The organism is Streptomyces sp. NPDC002276, assembly GCF_053891435.1.
Map to the genome: position 1 here is coordinate 62,190 of NZ_JBSFCQ010000008.1, position 16,663 is coordinate 78,852.

At 68.7% G+C, this 16,663-nt stretch carries 13 protein-coding genes and 4 tRNA genes; 11 read left to right on the forward strand and 6 right to left on the reverse strand.

What is annotated here, in order from left to right:
* Nucleotides 1-58: 58 nt before the first annotated feature.
* Both ACWIHT_RS21265 and ACWIHT_RS21270 read right to left on the reverse strand, forming a co-directional pair.
* Nucleotides 59-2,251, reverse strand: coding sequence for a DEAD/DEAH box helicase (locus ACWIHT_RS21265; protein WP_456169721.1), 2,193 nt, complete (start codon nucleotides 2,249-2,251; stop codon nucleotides 59-61).
* 221 nt (nucleotides 2,252-2,472) lie between these two features.
* Nucleotides 2,473-2,982: a hypothetical protein gene (locus tag ACWIHT_RS21270; protein WP_456169722.1), complete on the reverse strand. Its 510-nt coding sequence runs from the start codon at nucleotides 2,980-2,982 to the stop codon at nucleotides 2,473-2,475.
* 248 nt (nucleotides 2,983-3,230) lie between these two features.
* On the opposite strand from ACWIHT_RS21270, the gene ACWIHT_RS21275 reads away from it, so the two are divergent.
* Nucleotides 3,231-3,647, forward strand: coding sequence for a hypothetical protein (locus ACWIHT_RS21275; protein ID WP_456169724.1), 417 nt, complete (start codon nucleotides 3,231-3,233; stop codon nucleotides 3,645-3,647).
* On the opposite strand, the gene ACWIHT_RS21280 is transcribed toward ACWIHT_RS21275, so the two are convergent.
* Nucleotides 3,626-4,393 carry a helix-turn-helix domain-containing protein gene (locus ACWIHT_RS21280; protein ID WP_456169726.1) on the reverse strand — a complete coding sequence of 256 codons (768 nt, stop codon included), beginning with the start codon at nucleotides 4,391-4,393 and terminating at the stop codon, nucleotides 3,626-3,628. The genes ACWIHT_RS21275 and ACWIHT_RS21280 overlap by 22 nt on opposite strands.
* 85 nt (nucleotides 4,394-4,478) lie before the next feature.
* On the opposite strand from ACWIHT_RS21280, the gene ACWIHT_RS21285 reads away from it, so the two are divergent.
* The 6 genes from ACWIHT_RS21285 to ACWIHT_RS21310 all read left to right on the forward strand — a co-directional run bounded on the left by ACWIHT_RS21285 (nucleotide 4,479) and on the right by ACWIHT_RS21310 (nucleotide 7,916).
* On the forward strand, nucleotides 4,479-5,441 hold the full coding sequence (locus tag ACWIHT_RS21285) for an LLM class flavin-dependent oxidoreductase (RefSeq protein WP_456169727.1): 963 nt from the start codon (nucleotides 4,479-4,481) through the stop codon (nucleotides 5,439-5,441).
* Between the two features lie 60 nt (nucleotides 5,442-5,501).
* Nucleotides 5,502-5,852 carry a metallopeptidase family protein gene (locus ACWIHT_RS21290; RefSeq protein WP_456169728.1) on the forward strand — a complete coding sequence of 117 codons (351 nt, stop codon included), beginning with the start codon at nucleotides 5,502-5,504 and terminating at the stop codon, nucleotides 5,850-5,852.
* A 56-nt stretch (nucleotides 5,853-5,908) separates the two neighbouring features.
* Nucleotides 5,909-7,420, forward strand: coding sequence for a metallophosphoesterase family protein (locus tag ACWIHT_RS21295; RefSeq protein WP_456169729.1), 1,512 nt, complete (start codon nucleotides 5,909-5,911; stop codon nucleotides 7,418-7,420).
* Nucleotides 7,421-7,620: 200 nt separating this feature from the next.
* Nucleotides 7,621-7,693: transfer RNA gene (locus ACWIHT_RS21300), tRNA-Glu, on the forward strand.
* 49 nt (nucleotides 7,694-7,742) lie between these two features.
* Nucleotides 7,743-7,817, forward strand: a tRNA-Asp gene (locus tag ACWIHT_RS21305).
* 25 nt (nucleotides 7,818-7,842) lie between these two features.
* A tRNA-Phe gene (locus ACWIHT_RS21310) sits at nucleotides 7,843-7,916 on the forward strand.
* 161 nt (nucleotides 7,917-8,077) lie between these two features.
* Here ACWIHT_RS21310 and ACWIHT_RS21315 read toward each other — a convergent pair.
* Entirely contained in the window at nucleotides 8,078-9,250 is a 1,173-nt protein-coding gene (locus ACWIHT_RS21315) for an RNA-guided endonuclease InsQ/TnpB family protein (protein ID WP_456169730.1), read from the reverse strand.
* Between the two features lie 191 nt (nucleotides 9,251-9,441).
* Between ACWIHT_RS21315 and ACWIHT_RS21320 the strand changes: the two genes are divergently transcribed.
* From ACWIHT_RS21320 to ACWIHT_RS21335, 4 genes are all read left to right on the forward strand, one after another.
* Nucleotides 9,442-9,795, forward strand: coding sequence for a hypothetical protein (locus ACWIHT_RS21320; protein ID WP_456169732.1), 354 nt, complete (start codon nucleotides 9,442-9,444; stop codon nucleotides 9,793-9,795).
* A 100-nt stretch (nucleotides 9,796-9,895) separates the two neighbouring features.
* Entirely contained in the window at nucleotides 9,896-13,864 is a 3,969-nt protein-coding gene (gene hrpA / locus ACWIHT_RS21325; protein ID WP_456169734.1) for an ATP-dependent RNA helicase HrpA, read from the forward strand.
* A 95-nt stretch (nucleotides 13,865-13,959) separates the two neighbouring features.
* Nucleotides 13,960-14,034: transfer RNA gene (locus ACWIHT_RS21330), tRNA-Asp, on the forward strand.
* A gap of 245 nt (nucleotides 14,035-14,279) precedes the next feature.
* Complete coding sequence (locus tag ACWIHT_RS21335; RefSeq protein WP_317883523.1) at nucleotides 14,280-14,456, forward strand: DUF6274 family protein; 177 nt, start codon at nucleotides 14,280-14,282, stop codon at nucleotides 14,454-14,456.
* Nucleotides 14,457-14,858: 402 nt separating this feature from the next.
* On the opposite strand, the gene bldC is transcribed toward ACWIHT_RS21335, so the two are convergent.
* Nucleotides 14,859-15,065, reverse strand: a complete 207-nt coding sequence (bldC, locus tag ACWIHT_RS21340) for a developmental transcriptional regulator BldC (RefSeq protein WP_003949541.1) — start codon at nucleotides 15,063-15,065, stop codon at nucleotides 14,859-14,861.
* A gap of 544 nt (nucleotides 15,066-15,609) precedes the next feature.
* Entirely contained in the window at nucleotides 15,610-16,455 is an 846-nt protein-coding gene (locus ACWIHT_RS21345; protein ID WP_456169735.1) for a hypothetical protein, read from the reverse strand.
* Between the last annotated feature and the right edge of the window lie 208 nt (nucleotides 16,456-16,663).

Consider the following 16,663-nt stretch of genomic DNA (forward strand, 5'->3'; position numbering starts at 1 on the left):
GCCATCTCATTTCTGCGCTACGTCAGTTGACGTCAGCCGTCGACGTCAGCCGTTCACGTCAGCCGTTGCGCTTCCAGCGCGGCTTGTCGTCACGGCGGCCGAAGGTACCGGTGCCGGTACCCGTGCCGGTCGTGCCACGGTGGCCGGACGGACGGTCGTGACCGCCGGCGCGGAAGCCCGGACGGTCGCCCTGGCGGTCGCGGTTGAACGGACGGTCGCTGCCCCGGTGACCGGTCGCCGGACGGTCGTCGCGACGGAAGCCACCGCGGTCACCGCCCGAGGGACGGTCGTCGCGCCGGAAACCACCGGACGGACGGTCGTCACGACGGTCGAAAGAACGGCCACCACGGTCGCCGCCCGAGGGACGGTCGTCCCGGCGGAAGCCACCCGAGGGACGGTCGTCACGACGGTCGAAGGAACGCCCGCCGCGGTCGCCACCACGGTCACCGCCCGACGGACGGTCGTCGCGCCGGAAACCACCCGAGGGACGGTCGTCACGACGGTCGAAAGAACGGCCACCACGGTCGTTGCCACCGCGGTCGTCACGACGGTCGTCGCGGCGGAAGCCACCGGACGGACGGTCGTCACGACGGTCGAAGGAACGCCCGCCGCGGTCGCCACCACGGTCGTTGCCACCGCGGTCGTCGCGACGGAACCCGCCCGACGGACGGTCGTCACGACGGTCACGGTCACGGCGCTCGTAGTTGCCCCGCTCGTCACGCTGCTGGCGCGGACGGTCGTACGACGACTCCTCGCGCACCGGCGCCTCGGCGACGGGCTGCTCGGCAGCCGCGGCCTCGACCACGGCGGCGGCCTCGGCCACCGCGACCTCCGGGTCCTCGCCCCGCTCACGAGCGGCACGGGCGACCAACCGGTCGGACTCCTCGCGGAGTTCGGCGGCGCGGCGGGTGGCCCGCTCCAGCTCCTTGGTGAGCTGGACGACCTCGCGCTCGGCCTGCTGCGCGGCGTCGCCCGCCGACTGGGCCTGGACCTCGGTCATCGAACGGGCACCGGTGATCTCGGCGACCTCGGGCTCGAACGCCGTACCGGAGTTGATGATGTGACGCCCGGCGTCGACGCCCGCGTCCTCCATCAGCCGGAAGATCTGGCGGCGCTGGTGCGGCAGGGAGAGGGAGACGACGGTTCCGGTACGACCGGCACGGGCCGTACGACCGGCGCGGTGCAGGTAGTCCTTGTGGTCGCCGGCCGGGTCCACGTTCAGGACCAGGTCGATGCCGTCGACGTGGATACCGCGGGCGGCCACGTCGGTCGCGACGAGCGCGTTGACGTAGCCCTCCTTGAAGTCCGCCAGCGTCCGCGTACGGGCGCCCTGCGTCATGCCGCCGTGCAGCGCGTCGGCCTTCACACCGGCGTCGCGCAGCTGCTCGGCGATACGGTCGGCGCCCAGCTGGGTGCGGACGAAGATGATCGTGCGGCCCTTGCGGGAGGCGATCGCGGCGGTGACCGGCGCCTTGTCCTTGGGCTTCACGATGAGGATGTGGTGGGACATCGTCGTGACGTTGCCCTGCGCGCTGTCGACCTCGTGCGTGACCTCGTCGGTCAGGTAGCGCTTGACCAGCGTGGAGATCTCGTTCTCCATGGTCGCCGAGAACAGCATGCGCTGGCCGCCGGCCGGGATCTGGTCGAGCAGCTCGGTGACCTCGGGCAGGAAGCCCAGGTCGGACATCTGGTCGGCCTCGTCGAGGACGGCGATCCGCACGTCTTCGAGCGAGCAGGCGCCACGGTTGATGATGTCGCGCAGACGACCCGGGGTGGCGACGAGCACGTCCACACCCCGCTCAAGGGCGTAGATCTGGTTGCCCATCGACGTGCCGCCGCAGACGACCTTCATCTTCAGGCCGAGGACGTCGCCGTAGGGCTGGAGCGCGTCGGCGACCTGCATCGCCAGCTCGCGGGTCGGGGTGAGGATGATGCCTCGGGGACGCTTCTTCTCGGTGCGGCCGCCGGACAGCGTCGCCAGCAGCGGCAGACCGAACGAGAGGGTCTTGCCGGAGCCGGTGCGGCCACGGCCGAGGATGTCCTTGCCGGCCAGGGCGTCCGGGATGGTCGCCGCCTGGATCGGGAAGGGGGTGGTCACGCCGTTCTGCGCGAGCTTGCGCACGACGCCCTCGGGGAGACCGAGCGACGCGAACGTCACCTCGGGAGCCTCCACGGCGGTGTCTACGGCCGTCTCGGTGCCCTCGTTCTCGTTCTCGGGCATGACGACGTGATCAGTACTGGAAATGGACATGCGAATGCGAAACCTTCCGGAGTATCCGTCGGCACGCGCCCGTCAACTCCGTGATTCGCTATCGACCGCCTCAATGCGGTCCGCCACGGCAAGGGAGAGTACGCGCCACACGGCGCGCTCTACAGTGGCGCCGGGCAATGGGATCAAACGATCTACCACCTTACGCACCTACCACCCCCCAACGCAAACCGGTCCTCATTGACGTACGTCACACCCGCCCCCTACGCCGGCGACCCGGCCGCCGGCGCGGGCTCCCGGTCCACAAGCTGCGGTACGGGGTCCTCGTGCGCCGAGGACGAGGGCTCCGCGACGGTCGGGGCGGCGGACGACGGCTGCGCGGACGGCGTCGGGTCCGGGGGCGGCGGAGTCCGCGACGCGGTCGGCTGCGGCGCGGCCGTGGTCGGCACCCCCGGCTTCGCACTCGTCCCCGGTCTGGGCGCGGTGGAGGCGGACGGACTCGCCGCACCGCCTCGCGCGGACGGCGAGGCCGAACCCGAGGCGGACTCCCCGGGCTTCGGCTTCCCGTGCCCGTGCTTCCCGTCCCCCGCCGAACCGCCGTACCCGAGCCCGCCGCCCGGCGCCCCCGAACCGCCGTCGGGCACGTCACCGGCGTGCCGCCCGGCCGAGTGCGAGGGCTTGGCACCGCCGCCCGCGTCGTCGCCCACGCTCATACAGCCGGCGGCAGCGGCGACCACGGCGACGGCGGCGGCCAGACGGACGGGTACGTACATGGGGCGCACGGGGCCACCTCCGAGGGCGGAAGAAGGAGTCGCCCTCTCAACTCCCGCCGCCCACCGGAAGACACGCGTTCCATCGCCGTCACCCATTCCTGGCCGGGAATTGCCCCTCGCCCGCGACCGCAGCACGATCGGCCCCGAAGCGACCGCAGCGACAGCAGTGACCGCGGTGGCTGCGATGACTGCGATGACTGCGGCGGCCGCAGCGACCGCCGCGACCGCATTGCCCTGAGGAGCCACACATGACCGACCCCCAACACCTCGCCGCCCGTTACATCGCCCAGTGGACGGAACCGGACCCCGCCCGCCGCCGGGCGGCGATCGAGAGCCTCTGGGCCGAGGACGGCACTCACGTCCTCCAGCCGCCCGCCGAGATCCGCGAACTCGCCGCCGACCTCGGCTTCGACCACCCGACCCTGCGGGCCCAGGGCCACGACGCCATCGAGACCCGCGTCACACGCGCCCACCAACGCTTCGTCGAGAAGGGCGAGTTCACCTTCCGGGCCCGCACCGACGCCGTACGCCTGGACGGCCTGATCCGGTTCCACTGGGACACGGTCACCGTCGCCGACGGCCAAGTGGTCGGCGGCGGCCTTGAGTTGCTCGCACTCGACACCGACGGCCGCATCCGCACCGACTACATGTTCCCCGGCGCCTGATCTCCAGCCGACCTGGCGGCAGCCGCCAACGCCTCCGCCGTCGCCGCGTCCGCCGGCAGGAACGCCTCCAACTTCAGCTCCGCGAGGGTCACATCCACCGCGGTCGCGAACGTCGTCACCGTCGTCATCAGCCGCAACTCCCCGTACGACGACCGCAGCCGCAACGGCACCGCGAACCCCAACTGCCCCTCCCCAGACTCCAGTTCCGGTACATACCCGGCCAACTCGGCCCGCAACTCCGGCAACCCACCCAGCCGCGCCACGATGTGCCGCGCCCACTCGGCCAGGTTGAGGATCCTGGGCGCCACCCCGTCCGGATGCAGCGCCAGCCGGTACACATTCGCCCCAGGCCCGACCAGCTCCGCCGCCGCACCCTCCGTGATCACGCCGAACGCGCTGTTGGCGTCGACCAGTTGACCCTTCCGGTCCACCACCACCGCCGGATACGGCAGATGCCCCCGCAGGATGTGCCCGATCGCCGCCCGCACCGGGGCCAGCACCGGCCCCTCCAACGGACTCTCCGCGTACACCGGCGCGAACCCGGCCGCCAACAACAGCTCGTTCCGCTCCCGCAACGGCAGTTCGAGCGACTCGGCGAGCCGCACGACCATGTTCCGCCCCGGCACCGACCGCCCCGACTCGATGAAACTGAGATGCCGCTGAGTGGTCCCGGCCCGCGAAGCCACCTCCAGCTGACTCAGCCGACGACTCACACGACGCTCACGCAACACCCGGGAAAAGTCCACACCCCAGTTCTACGACACCCCACCCCAACCAGCCATTCCCCACAGGGAATTGAGCCCATACCCGCCCCCGACGACCATCGAACCCATGAACACTGCCAACCCCATCCGCCTCGGCGTACTCCTCCCCACCGGAACCGCCCAATGGGCCAAAGCCGACGACCCCCGCGACCTCATCCCCCTCGCCCGCACCGCCGAACACCTCGGTTTCACCAGCCTCTTCGTCAACGACTCCCTCATCACCCCCCACATCGAAGCCCTCACGATGCTCTCCGCCCTCGCCGTCACCACCGAGACGGCCGTCCTCGGCACCGGCGCCCTGCTCCCCTTCCTGCGCCGCCCCGTCCAGACCGCCCAGACCCTCGCCTCCATCGACCTGCTCTCCCACGGCCGCCTCACCCTCGCCGTCGGCGCCGGCTTCCCCGGCCGCTTCGGACGCCCCTTCTACGACCTCTCCGACGTCCCCTGGCCCCGCCGCTTCGCCCGCCTCGACGAGACGGTCCGGCTCTGGCGGGCCCTCTGGCAGGGCGCCGACACCTTCCACGGCGAGTTCCACCACCTCACCGACCTCCCGCCCACCCTGCGCCCCACCCACCCCACCGGCCCACCCGTCTGGCTCGCCGGCGCCACCCCCACCGCCCTGGCCCGCACCGGCCGCCTCTACGACGGCTGGCTCCCCTACCCGCCCGACCCCGCCGACTACACGACCGGCCTGCACGCCATCCAGGAAGCGGCGAAAGCGGCGGACCGCAGCCCCGAGGCCATCACCCCGGCACTCTTCGTCACCGTACGAATCGACGACGACCCCCGCACCGCCCGAGCCGCACTCGACGACTACACCCGCACCACCTACGGCATGCCCCTCCCCGAACTGGAGAAGATCCAGGCCGTCGTCGCGGGCACCGCGGAACAGGTGACCCAACGCCTCAGCCAGTACGTCACCGCGGGCGCCCGCCACCTCATCACCCGCCCCGCCGCCCTGAACCTGCACGCCCAGCACGAACAGATGGAACGCGTCGCCGCACTCATCCCCGAACTGTCGCCCCACTGATCCCCGACCCGACGACCCCGTCACCGCCCCGAACCCGCGTTCGTCCCGGACAATAGGCATGTGCTGGAAATGACACGCGAAGCCTTCGAAGAGCTGGTGAGCGAGGCCCTGGACCGGATCCCGCCCGAACTGACACGGGTCATGGACAACGTGGCCGTCTTCGTCGAGGACGAACCCGACCCCACCGACCCCGAACTCCTCGGCCTCTACGAAGGCACCCCCCTCACCGAACGCGGCGAGTGGTACGCCGGCGTCCTCCCCGACCGGATCTCCATCTACATGGGCCCGACCCTGCGCTACTGCGCCACCACCGAGGACGTCGTCCACGAAGTCGCCGTCACCGTCGTCCACGAAGTCGCCCACCACTTCGGCATCGACGACGAACGCCTCCACGAACTCGGCTGGGGCTGACCCACTCCCCCCACCCACCCCGCATACACACGCCCACTCCTGGGCATACGCGACCAATGGCCAGCGTCCCCGTCGCAGCCCTGAACCACCTCCGCCGGGCCCAGCGCGCCCTCACCCACCGCTACCGCGCCCGCCGCCCCCGCCCCACCCTCGAACTCGTCCCCCAGCCACACCCCTGGCCCCGCGCCCTCGGCCTCATCACCGTCGTCCTCGTCGGCGCCTGGCTCGGCCTGCTCATCGTCGGCAACGTCCGCGCCCAGGTCGGCCCCATGAACACCACCATGACCCTCCGCCCCTCCCTCACCGGCGGCACCAAAATCAACATCTCGCCACTCGGCGCCCTCTCCCTCGACAGCCACCACGCCCCCGTCCGCCTCGACGTCAACGTCGACCAACTCGACCCCGAACGCTCCCAGGCCCTCGTCGACCACCCCGAACGCATCTCCGGCCTCCAGGACGAAGTCGCCCACGACGTCGAACACGGCACCCTCGACCTCGCCGTACGCTCCTGCACCGCCGTCGTCCTCGGCGCCACCACCCTCGGCCTCGCCGTCTACCGCCGCCCCCGCCGCGCCCTCACCGCCGGCGGCCTCGCCCTCACCCTCCTCGCCGCGTCCGGAGCGACCGCCTACGCGACCTGGAACCCCAAATCCATCCTGGAACCCAAGTTCTCCGGCCTGCTCTCCTCCGCCCCCTCCGTCGTCGGCAACGCCCGCAACATCGTCACCGAATTCGACGTCTACCAGCAGGAGTTGGCCCGCCTGGTCACCAACGTGACCAAGCTCTACGACGTCACGTCCACCCTCCCCGCCTACCAGCCGGACCCGACGACGATCCGCGTGCTCCACGTCTCGGACATCCACCTGAACCCCGCGAGCTGGAAGATCATCGCGTCGCTGGTGGAGCAGTACAAGGTCAACGTCATCGTCGACACCGGCGACACCATGGACCACGGCACAGCCGCCGAGAACGGCTTCCTGGACCCCATCCCCGACCTCGGCGCCCCCTACGTCTGGGTCAGGGGCAACCACGATTCCCTCGTCACCCAGCGCTATCTGCAACGCATGAAGAACGTGCACGTCCTCGACGAAGGCCGGGCGGAAACAGTCGCGGGCGTGCGCTTCGCGGGCATCGGCGACCCCCAGTTCACCCCCGACCGCTCGGTCGCCCCCGGCGGCAACGCGGCCGAGGAACTGGCCGGCGACCAACTCGCCTCCTCCCTCCGCGACCAGCGGACCGCCGGCACCCCCGTCGACATCGCCCTGGTCCACGAACCGTCAGCGGCACGCCAGACGGACGGCGAAGTCCCCTTGGTCCTCGCCGGCCACCTCCACCACGAGGGCACCGAGGTCATGAAGCGCGGCACCCGCCTCCGTATCGAAGGCTCGACCGGCGGCAGCGGACTGCGCGCGGTGGAGGGCAAGTACCCCGACCCCATCGAGGCGTCGATCCTCTACATCGACCGCGACACCCACCGCCTCCAGGCCTGGGACGAGATCAAACTCGGCGGCCTGGGCCTGACGACGGCCGAGGTCAGCCGCCACCTCCCGAAGGAGAACCGGCCCTGAGCGCCCACCGCTTTTTCGGTTTGGCTGCGACCCAAACGCCGTAGTACAGTCTCGTCGTGCCCAAGGGCACCGGTCAGGGCTTGACCGTCCGAAACTCCGCAAGGGGTCAAGGAGAAGCGGCACCCTCTGGGGGAAAGCGGAGTCACATGCTTCTCACGTCCTCTGGGACATCTAGACGAAGCACAGCAGTACGGAAGAAGGCCCTCATCGTCTAGTGGCCCAGGACGCCGCCCTTTCAAGGCGGTAGCACGGGTTCGAATCCCGTTGGGGGCACGCATTACCGTGTGCGACACTGGCTTCACCAGTTCGCGCGCAACAGCTAGGTCCTGTGGAGCAGCTTGGAGTGCTCGCCACCCTGTCAAGGTGGAGGCCGCGGGTTCAAATCCCGTCAGGACCGCAAAGGCTTTATAAAAGGCCTTGACGGCTGGGTAGCTCAGTTGGTACGAGCGATCGCCTGAAAAGCGATAGGTCGCCGGTTCGATCCCGGCCCCAGCCACAGCCAAGGCCCCGATCTCTGGATCGGGGCCTTCTTGTATGTCTGCCGTGGATCAGACTCAGGGCGCTCAAGGGTACGAGCGGCCGCGTCCGCTGCCGGAGAAGAACCCCGGCTCGCAGCTCGCTCTCGCCGATGGCTTCGGCGCAGCGGCGCATCCAGCCCTACACGACCAGCGTGAGGGCAGGGACCTGTGACTCGGCCCCGCGGACCCAGGTCGACCAGCCTCGTCGGCCGATGACGTGGGACGCGTTCAGGTCGGCGTGCTCAACGAAGCCGCAGGACCTGCAATTGAAGACGGCCTGGCGGGGCCGGTTGCGTTTGTCGATGTGGTGGCAGTGCGAGCATTCCTGGCTGGTGTAGGCCGGGTTGACGTGGACGACCGGGACGCCGGCTCTGCGTGCCTTGTAAGCGATGAAGTCGGCCAGCTGCCCGAAGGCCCAGGAGTTGATCGTGACTCGTTGGGGCTTTTTCAGCCGGGCCCGTTCGCGGATGCCGCCCAGGTCTTCCAGGGCGATTCCGCGACCGGTGCGTTCAGCCTCCGCCACGATGTGTTTGCTGATCTTGTGGTTGATGTCCCGGGTGCGCCGTGCCTCTTTGCCCGCGTGGCGTTTGGCCCGGCGCTTGGCGGATCGCGTGCCTTTCTTCTGGAGTCGGGTGCGCAGGTTCCGGTCGTTCTCGCGGGTGCGGTTGAGTTTTCGGCCGCTGTGCCGGTGTCCGGTGGAGGTGGTGGCGATGTTGGCGATGCCCAGGTCGACGCCGATGAAGCCGTGGGGGTCGGGGTTCTGTGGGGCTTCGGGTACGTCGATGGTGGCCAGGAGGTACCACTGGCCGTTCTGGGTCAGGAGGTCCGATTCGCCTTGGCGGTGTCGGGCGAGGAGCCGGAGGTGGTGGTGGTCTCCGGTGAAGGGGAGGTTTTTGAGGCGGCCTCGGGTGGTCCAGATGGAGACGGTGCGTTGTTCCATCTGCCAGGAAAGCATGCGGTCGTCGTAGGGCTGGGCGGCGTGGCGGCGGAAGGTGATGGGTTTGCCGGTCGCGGCCTTGTGGCGTTGTGATCCTGGTCGGCCGAGGTTTCCTGCTTTGAGGCTGCCGGTGAGTGCCGTGTAGGCGTCGCTGGTTTTCTTGATGACGTGCTGGGCGGCTTGGGCGCCGAGGCCCCAGATGTGTTTGACGTGGGTGTAGGTCTCGGTGCGGAGTGCGCGGTTGTGTTTGGTGCCGGTGGTGTGGGCGATGGTGGAGACGTGGTTGGCGGCTTCGTTGCAGGCGCGGAGGGTCGCTTCGAGGGCCGACGCCTGTTCGGGCGTGGGCAGCAGCTTGACCCGCAGCGTCAGTTTCACGAACAAGGAATCTAGATCGCGTTCCGTGTTCGATCCGGTGAATGTGGATGCTTCACCGGATCGGGTGATTGGCAGAACGTGTGACCGAGGAGATGTGTGGGGGTGGAGGGGCCGTCGTCGTCCCGTCGTGGGCCGGGGATACGATCCGGCTCTGTCGGTGCCAAGTGGCGGAGTTGTGGGGGAGATTGGGCATGAGCCAGGACGTGGTGAGGGGTGTCCGGGACACGAATCTGGAGAAGATACGCGCGCGGTACGGGCTGATCGCGGTGGTCGGCAGCAATGTCGCGATCACCGCGGTGGCGATCTTCGGGGTGTGGCAGCTGGACGGTGACCGGGCGGTGATCGTGGGTGTGCTGTCCTCGGCGTTCACCGCGATGGCGAGTCTGACGACGGCGTACCTGGGGATCAAGGCCGTGTCGAACACGGCGCAGTCGATGTCGCGGGATTCCGGTCAGCATCAACCAGCTCGTCCGGCGCTTGCGGACGAGGCCCCTTCAGCGCCGGTCGGGGGTCTGGGGGCGGAGCCCTCAGGGACGGCTCCCTGACTCACCCGCACGCCACCCAGTTACCCACCAACCCGCCCTCAACCCGCCCCCACCAATTCATTCGCCAGGAATTTCGCCAAGGTGAGATCCTGGATGGCGTATGTCTACGCACCCCGCCTCCGCCCCCGGCGCTCCTGACGCCCCCGCCCTCGGCGATCTCGCCCCCCGCCTGACCGAGCTGACGCTGCGCGACGCGCACCGGCTCGGGCGCAGGCTCGAAGGCGCGCGCAGGATCCGTAAGCCGGAGGCCCGTGCCGCCGTGCTCGCCGAGATCGAGGCCGAGGTGGCCCGTGGCGAGGAGCGGATGGCCGAGCGGCGCCGTCGTATCCCCGCGATCTCGTATCCGGAGCAGTTGCCGGTCAGCCAGAAGAAGGCCGATATCGCGGCCGCGATCCGTGATCACCAGGTGGTGATCGTGGCCGGTGAGACCGGTTCCGGGAAGACGACACAGATCCCGAAGATCTGTCTCGAACTCGGTCGTGGCGTCCGCGGCATGATCGGGCACACGCAGCCCCGTCGGATCGCCGCCCGGACCGTGGCGGAGCGGGTCGCGGAGGAGATGGACACCCCGCTCGGCGAGGCGGTCGGCTGGAAGGTCCGTTTCACCGACCAGGTGAACCAGGAGTCGACCTTCATCAAGCTGATGACGGACGGCATCCTGCTCGCCGAGATCCAGACCGACCGTGAGCTGCGCGCCTACGACACGATCATCATCGACGAGGCCCACGAGCGGTCCCTCAACATCGACTTCCTGCTCGGTTACCTGGCCCAACTGCTGCCCAAGCGGCCGGACTTGAAGGTCGTCATCACGTCGGCGACGATCGACCCGGAGCGTTTCTCGCGGCATTTCGGCGAGGCGCCGATCATCGAGGTGAGCGGCCGGACGTATCCGGTGGAGGTCCGTTACCGCCCGCTCCTGGAGGACGAGTCCGAGGACTCCGACCGCGACCAGATCACCGCGATCTGTGACGCCGTGGAGGAGCTTCAGGGCGAGGGCAAAGGCGACATCCTGGTCTTTCTCTCCGGGGAGAGAGAGATCCGTGACACCGCCGACGCGCTCACGAAGAAGAACTACCGGTTCACGGAAGTCCTCCCCCTCTACGCCCGGCTCTCGCACGCCGAGCAGCATCGCGTGTTCCAGCAGCACACGGGCCGAAGGATCGTTCTGGCGACGAACGTCGCCGAGACCTCTCTCACCGTGCCGGGCATCAAGTACGTGATCGACCCCGGCTTCGCCCGGATCAGCCGCTACAGCCACCGTACGAAGGTGCAGCGGCTGCCCATCGAGGCGGTCAGCCAGGCAAGTGCCAATCAGCGCAAGGGTCGTTGCGGCCGTACGTCGGACGGTATCTGCATCCGGCTGTACTCCGAGGACGACTTCCTGGCCCGCCCGGAGTTCACGGACGCCGAGATCCTCCGGACGAACCTCGCCTCCGTCATCCTCCAGATGACCGCGGCGGGTCTCGGTGAGATCGAGAAGTTCCCGTTCATCGACCCGCCGGACCACCGCAACATCCGCGACGGTGTCCAACTCCTCCAGGAACTGGGCGCGTTGGACCCGGACGAGAAGGATCCGCGGAAGCGGCTGACGCAGACGGGCCGCAAGCTCGCCCAACTGCCGGTGGACCCGCGGCTGGCCCGCATGGTTCTGGAGGCCGACAAGAACGGCTGTGTGCGCGAGGTCATGGTGATCGCCGCCGCGCTCTCCATCCAGGACCCGCGCGAGCGCCCGGCCGACAAGCAGACGCAGGCCGATCAGCAGCACGCCCGTTTCCGGGACGAGTCGAGCGACTTCCTCGCGTTCCTGAACATGTGGCGGTACATCCGTGAGCAGCAGAAGGAGCGCGGTTCGTCGGCGTTCCGGCGGATGTGCAAGCAGGAGTACCTGAACTTCCTCCGTATCCGTGAGTGGCAGGACATCTACAGCCAACTCCGCACGGTGGCCAAGCAGATGGGCATCCAGTTCAACGAGGAGGACGCGGCCGAGCAGAGCGTGCACGTCTCGCTCCTCGCGGGCCTGTTGTCCCACATCGGCATGAAGGACGTGAAGGACGGCGCGAAGAACGAGTATCTGGGCGCCCGCAGCGCCAAGTTCGCGATCTTCCCGGGTTCGGCGCTCTTCAAGAAGACGCCGCGTTTCGTCATGTCGGCGGAGCTGGTGGAGACTTCGCGGCTCTGGGCGCGCGTCAACGCGAAGATCGAGCCCGAGTGGGTCGAGCCGCTCGCCGGCCATCTCCTGAAGCGGACGTACAGCGAACCGCATTGGGAGAAGGACCAGGCGGCGGTGATGGCCTTCGAGAAGGTCACGCTCTACGGCGTTCCGATCATCGCGCAGCGCAAGGTGAACTACGGCCGCATCGACCCGGAGGCGAGTCGCGAGCTGTTCATCCGGAACGCGCTGGTCGAGGGCGACTGGCGCACGCACCACAAGTTCTTCGCGGACAACCGCAAACTCCTCACCGAGGTGGAGGAGTTGGAGCATCGCGCCCGCCGCCGGGACATCCTGGTCGACGACGAGACGCTCTTCGACTTCTACGACCAGCGGGTCCCCGAACACGTCGTGTCCGGCGCCCACTTCGACTCGTGGTGGAAGCACAAGCGGCACGAGGAGCCCGAACTCCTCGACTTCGAGCGCTCGATGCTCATCAACGAGCGTGCGGGTGACATCAGCAAGGACGACTATCCGGACTCGTGGCGGCAGGGTCCGCTGAAGTTCCGGGTGACGTACCAGTTCGAGCCGGGCGCGGACGCGGACGGTGTCACGGTCCACATCCCGCTGCACGTCCTCAACCAGGTCACGGACGAGGGCTTCGACTGGCAGATCCCGGGGCTCAGGGAAGAAGTCGTGACGGAGCTGATCCGGTCCCTCCCGAAGCCCATCCGCCGCAACTACGTACCCGCACCGAACTTCGCCCAGCGCTTCCTGGCGACGGCGACCCCGTTGCAGGAGCCGTTGACCACCACCATGGCCCGCGAGTTGAAGCGGATGGTCGGAGTCCCCTTCACGGCCGACGACTTCGACTGGTCGAAGGTCCCGGACCATCTCCTCGTCACCTTCCGGATCGTGGACGAGCGGCGCCGGAAGATCGCCGAGGACAAGGACCTGGAGGCGTTGAAGCTCCGGCTGAAGCCGAAGGCACGGCAGGCGATCTCGCAGGCGGCCGCGGCGACGGCGGAGCGTGAGGGCGGGGAGTCCCTGGAGCGGAAGGGCCTGACGGACTGGTCGATCGGCACGCTCACGAAGGTCTTCGAGACGCGTCGGGCGGGTCAGCCGGTGAAGGCGTATCCGGCGCTGGTCGACGACGGCGACACCGTCTCCGTACGGCTTTTCGACACGGAGGCCGAGCAGGCGGAGGCGATGTGGAAGGGCACGCGGAGGCTGATCGTCCGCAACATCCCGGTCAATCCCGCGAAGTTCGCTTCCGAAAAGCTCACCAACGCGCAGAAGCTCGCGCTGTCGGCGAATCCGCACGGTTCGATCCAGGCGCTGTTCGACGACTGCGCGCTGGCGGCGGCCGACAAGCTCATCGGTGACTTCGGGGGGCCGGCGTGGGACGAGGAGTCGTACCGGAAGCTGTACGAGCGGGTGCGGGCGGAGATCGTCGACACGACGGTGCGGGCGGTGAGCCAGGTGCAGCAGGTGCTGGCCGCCTGGCAGGCGTGTGAGCGCCGTCTGAAGGCGGCGAGCAGCCCGGCCCTCCTGCCGAACCTCGCGGACGTACGCGCGCAGCTGGACGCCCTCGTGAAGCCCGGGTTCGTCACGGCGGCCGGGATACGTCGGCTCCCGGACCTGATGCGTTACTTGGTGGCCGCGGACCGTCGTCTCCAGCAGATGCCGACGGGGGTCCAGCGGGACACGACCCGCATGGAGAAGGTCCACGAGATGCAGGACGAGTACGCGTGGCTCCTGGAACAGCTGCCGCAGGGCCGCCCGGTGCCGTCCTCCGTGCGTGACATCCGCTGGATGATCGAGGAGCTCCGGGTGAGCTATTTCGCGCACGCGCTGGGCACGGCGTACCCGGTCTCGGACAAGCGGATCGTGAAGGCGATCGACGCCGCCGCGCCGTAACAGCGCCTGCACACAGGGTGAGTTCGACCAGGCGGGCCACCCTCCTGTACAGTCTCGTTTCGCAGCACAACGCACCATCAAGTGCCGCGAAACCAGGTCCTGTGGAGCAGCTTGGAGTGCTCGCCACCCTGTCAAGGTGGAGGCCGCGGGTTCAAATCCCGTCAGGACCGCAGTGAATGAGACCCACTTCCTTCGGGGGGTGGGTTTTTTCGTGCACGCGCGGCGCCCTGTCGGTACCGGCCGGCACCACTCAGCCAGTCCGGCGCTTGAGGACGAGGCCCCTTCAGGGCCGATGGGGGTCTGGGGGCGGAGCCCCCAGGGACGGGCCAGGCGCAGACGGCCCCCTTGACGCCGCCGCAGGCGCCCGGTACCCAGAAACCAGGCCCCCTTCCCGCAGGGCCACTGGAGGTGGCGTATGGCGGCTTCGGTCAGGCATGAGACGCGGGCCCTGCTCCGTGCGCATCTGTCGGCCGCCAGCTCCTACCGCCATGTGACCCGGCACTGTCCGATCTGCCACCGACTGCTGCGGCTGGCCCTGGACTCCCCTCCGCCACCGGAGCCCCAGGACGATCCACCGGGCCAACTCCCCTAGCGCACATAGACCGTAGGCAACAAGGCGTCTGGCATGTGACGGGTGTCACCGCATAAGTTTTTGAAACGGTGGAACTTAAGACTCGCCCACAACTGGTCAATTTAATATGTGCAATTGCACCCCTGTGAGCGATGGTCCACAGGAGATCCGACAGCCCTCCCCAGACTCCGACAAGGTCCCTCACAGGCCCCCGTGCGAGCCGCGCACGGACCCACGACCAGGCACAAAAAAGATCGCGCTGGACCCGGCGGAGTCCAGCGCGATCTACGACGCACCCTGTGTTCACATGTCTAAGAGCGTTGGGCGTGGGCTCTGTTGGGGCAGAACCCGCGTCGCTTGGAGCTGTGCTGTTCGGGCGCTTGACCGGTTGGGGGACCAGCCGTTTCGCCCGTATTCAGTTGGTCAGGCTTCGCTGCGCTGCTGCGGAATGCCCGCGAGCAGTGCACGGACCTCCGCCTCGCGGTAACGGCGGTGTCCGCCGAGCGTGCGAATCGAAGTGAGCTTTCCGGCCTTCGCCCACCGCGTGACCGTCTTGGGGTCCACACGGAACATCGTGGCGACCTCAGCCGGGGTCAGCAGCGGCTCGGCATCAGGGGTGCGAGCGGTCATGAGCGGCCTCCTCGGGAGAACCGAACCTTCTCGGTTCTTTCCTCTAAATTCTGCACCTTGACCCGCGTTGCCCGAAATGGCGGACGCGAGTCGAGTCGGTTATAGGACGAACGGCATGTCCTCGGCACTACAACTACACCATCTGTCCAACCGCTACGGCCAAACCGACGGAATTGCCATCCCAGGTGTCCATCAGCGACGGAAGCCGATGGACCATGCCATAACGGACAGTCACACCACTGTGACGATCAGTCACAGGATGATCAGGAGTCATCGAGACCCCCCAAAGCACGCAATGCTGAGATTCCGCCCACAACGGGACGGACAGAGTCCTCCCCGGACTCCTTGTCCTATTTTGGCATGAGGGCGGGCAAGGGGCGCAAGGGATCTGCACGTGCGATCCGTCACGCTTGACATCAATCGTCCGGATCGGGACCTACGTCCCGTGTTGACGAACCGTAAGAATCCTATGCGCAGTTGTTCGAACGTGTCAGCTTCGAAGGCGCCGCCCTCGTCGACCGCGGCCTCAGTCGCCCCAGTCGCCTCAGTTGGCCGACCGTCGGTCCCTGACCGACCGCCACCGCTCCACGAGCCGCCCGTACGCCTCGCCCGCCGCCGCCCCGTCCCCGGTCCGCAGCGCCTCGATGCCGGCCGCCACGTCCGCCGCCGAGTGGTCGTCCTCCAGCTCGCCGGCCGGCAGGACGTGCACGAGACCGCCGTAGTCCAGTTCCACCAGCGAACGCGGATGGAACTCCTCCAGCCAGCGCCCCACGTCCACCAGACCGTCGATCAGCGGCCCGTCGTCGATCGCGTCCTTCAGGGTCCGCAGCGCGCGCGCCGTGCGCCGCCGGGCCTGCACCATCGGCGTCCGGTAGCGCAGCATCGGCGGATCGTCCCCGGAGGCCTTGTCGTAGCGGCGCTCCTCGTCCCCGACGAGCACGAACCAGTTCAGCGGCACCTGCCAGGTCGCCGTCCGGATCCACGGCCGCGCGTCCGGGTTGCGGGCCAGCCAGCGCTCGTAGTCCTGGGTGGCCTGATGCCGTACGAGCGGCGGCAGTACGGCGTCCAGGACCGACGGGGGAAGTTCCTCCGCGAGGTCTCCCAGGGCCTGCCAGCCGCGCAGCCGGGTGCGCCAGGGGCAGACGCAGACCACGCCGTCGACCTCGACCACGAAGGCGTCCGCGCTCTCGTGCACCGGGACCGCGACCGGCGGGGTGGGCAGCAAGTCGGCCAGCGCGCGGCGCAGTTCGTCCTGGTACGAGGGACGGTCGGGGCGGCGGGCGTAGCGCGCCCAGTGGCCGCGCTCCGGCTCCGGGAAAGCGGCCAGCGGTTCATAGACCCGTAGATAGGTCGCGTACGGGACGGTCACCGAGGACACCTTCTTGGGCACGCCTGCTCCCTCCCCCGCCGACCGTGCGGAAAACCTTCGGAACCCGCTCACTGACGGGCGGGAAAACTATGCAAATCGTCGCACGGACACCCCCCTTCGGTAGGTGATCCTGAACACTGCACCGATGGCGGCCACACGCAGGCCCTACGCTCGTCCCACGGCACCCGCCACCCCTACGGGGGCCTGTCTCCAACCGCCGCCACTTACC

Coding starts and splice junctions, on each gene's coding strand:
- ACWIHT_RS21265 (WP_456169721.1), bottom strand. CDS start 2,251: ATGTCCATTTCCAGTACTGATCACGTCGTCATGCCCGAGAACGAGAAC.
- ACWIHT_RS21270 (WP_456169722.1), bottom strand. CDS start 2,982: ATGTACGTACCCGTCCGTCTGGCCGCCGCCGTCGCCGTGGTCGCCGCT.
- ACWIHT_RS21275 (WP_456169724.1), top strand. CDS start 3,231: ATGACCGACCCCCAACACCTCGCCGCCCGTTACATCGCCCAGTGGACG.
- ACWIHT_RS21285 (WP_456169727.1), top strand. CDS start 4,479: ATGAACACTGCCAACCCCATCCGCCTCGGCGTACTCCTCCCCACCGGA.
- ACWIHT_RS21295 (WP_456169729.1), top strand. CDS start 5,909: ATGGCCAGCGTCCCCGTCGCAGCCCTGAACCACCTCCGCCGGGCCCAG.
- ACWIHT_RS21320 (WP_456169732.1), top strand. CDS start 9,442: ATGAGCCAGGACGTGGTGAGGGGTGTCCGGGACACGAATCTGGAGAAG.
- hrpA (WP_456169734.1), top strand. CDS start 9,896: ATGTCTACGCACCCCGCCTCCGCCCCCGGCGCTCCTGACGCCCCCGCC.
- ACWIHT_RS21335 (WP_317883523.1), top strand. CDS start 14,280: ATGGCGGCTTCGGTCAGGCATGAGACGCGGGCCCTGCTCCGTGCGCAT.
- bldC (WP_003949541.1), bottom strand. CDS start 15,065: ATGACCGCTCGCACCCCTGATGCCGAGCCGCTGCTGACCCCGGCTGAG.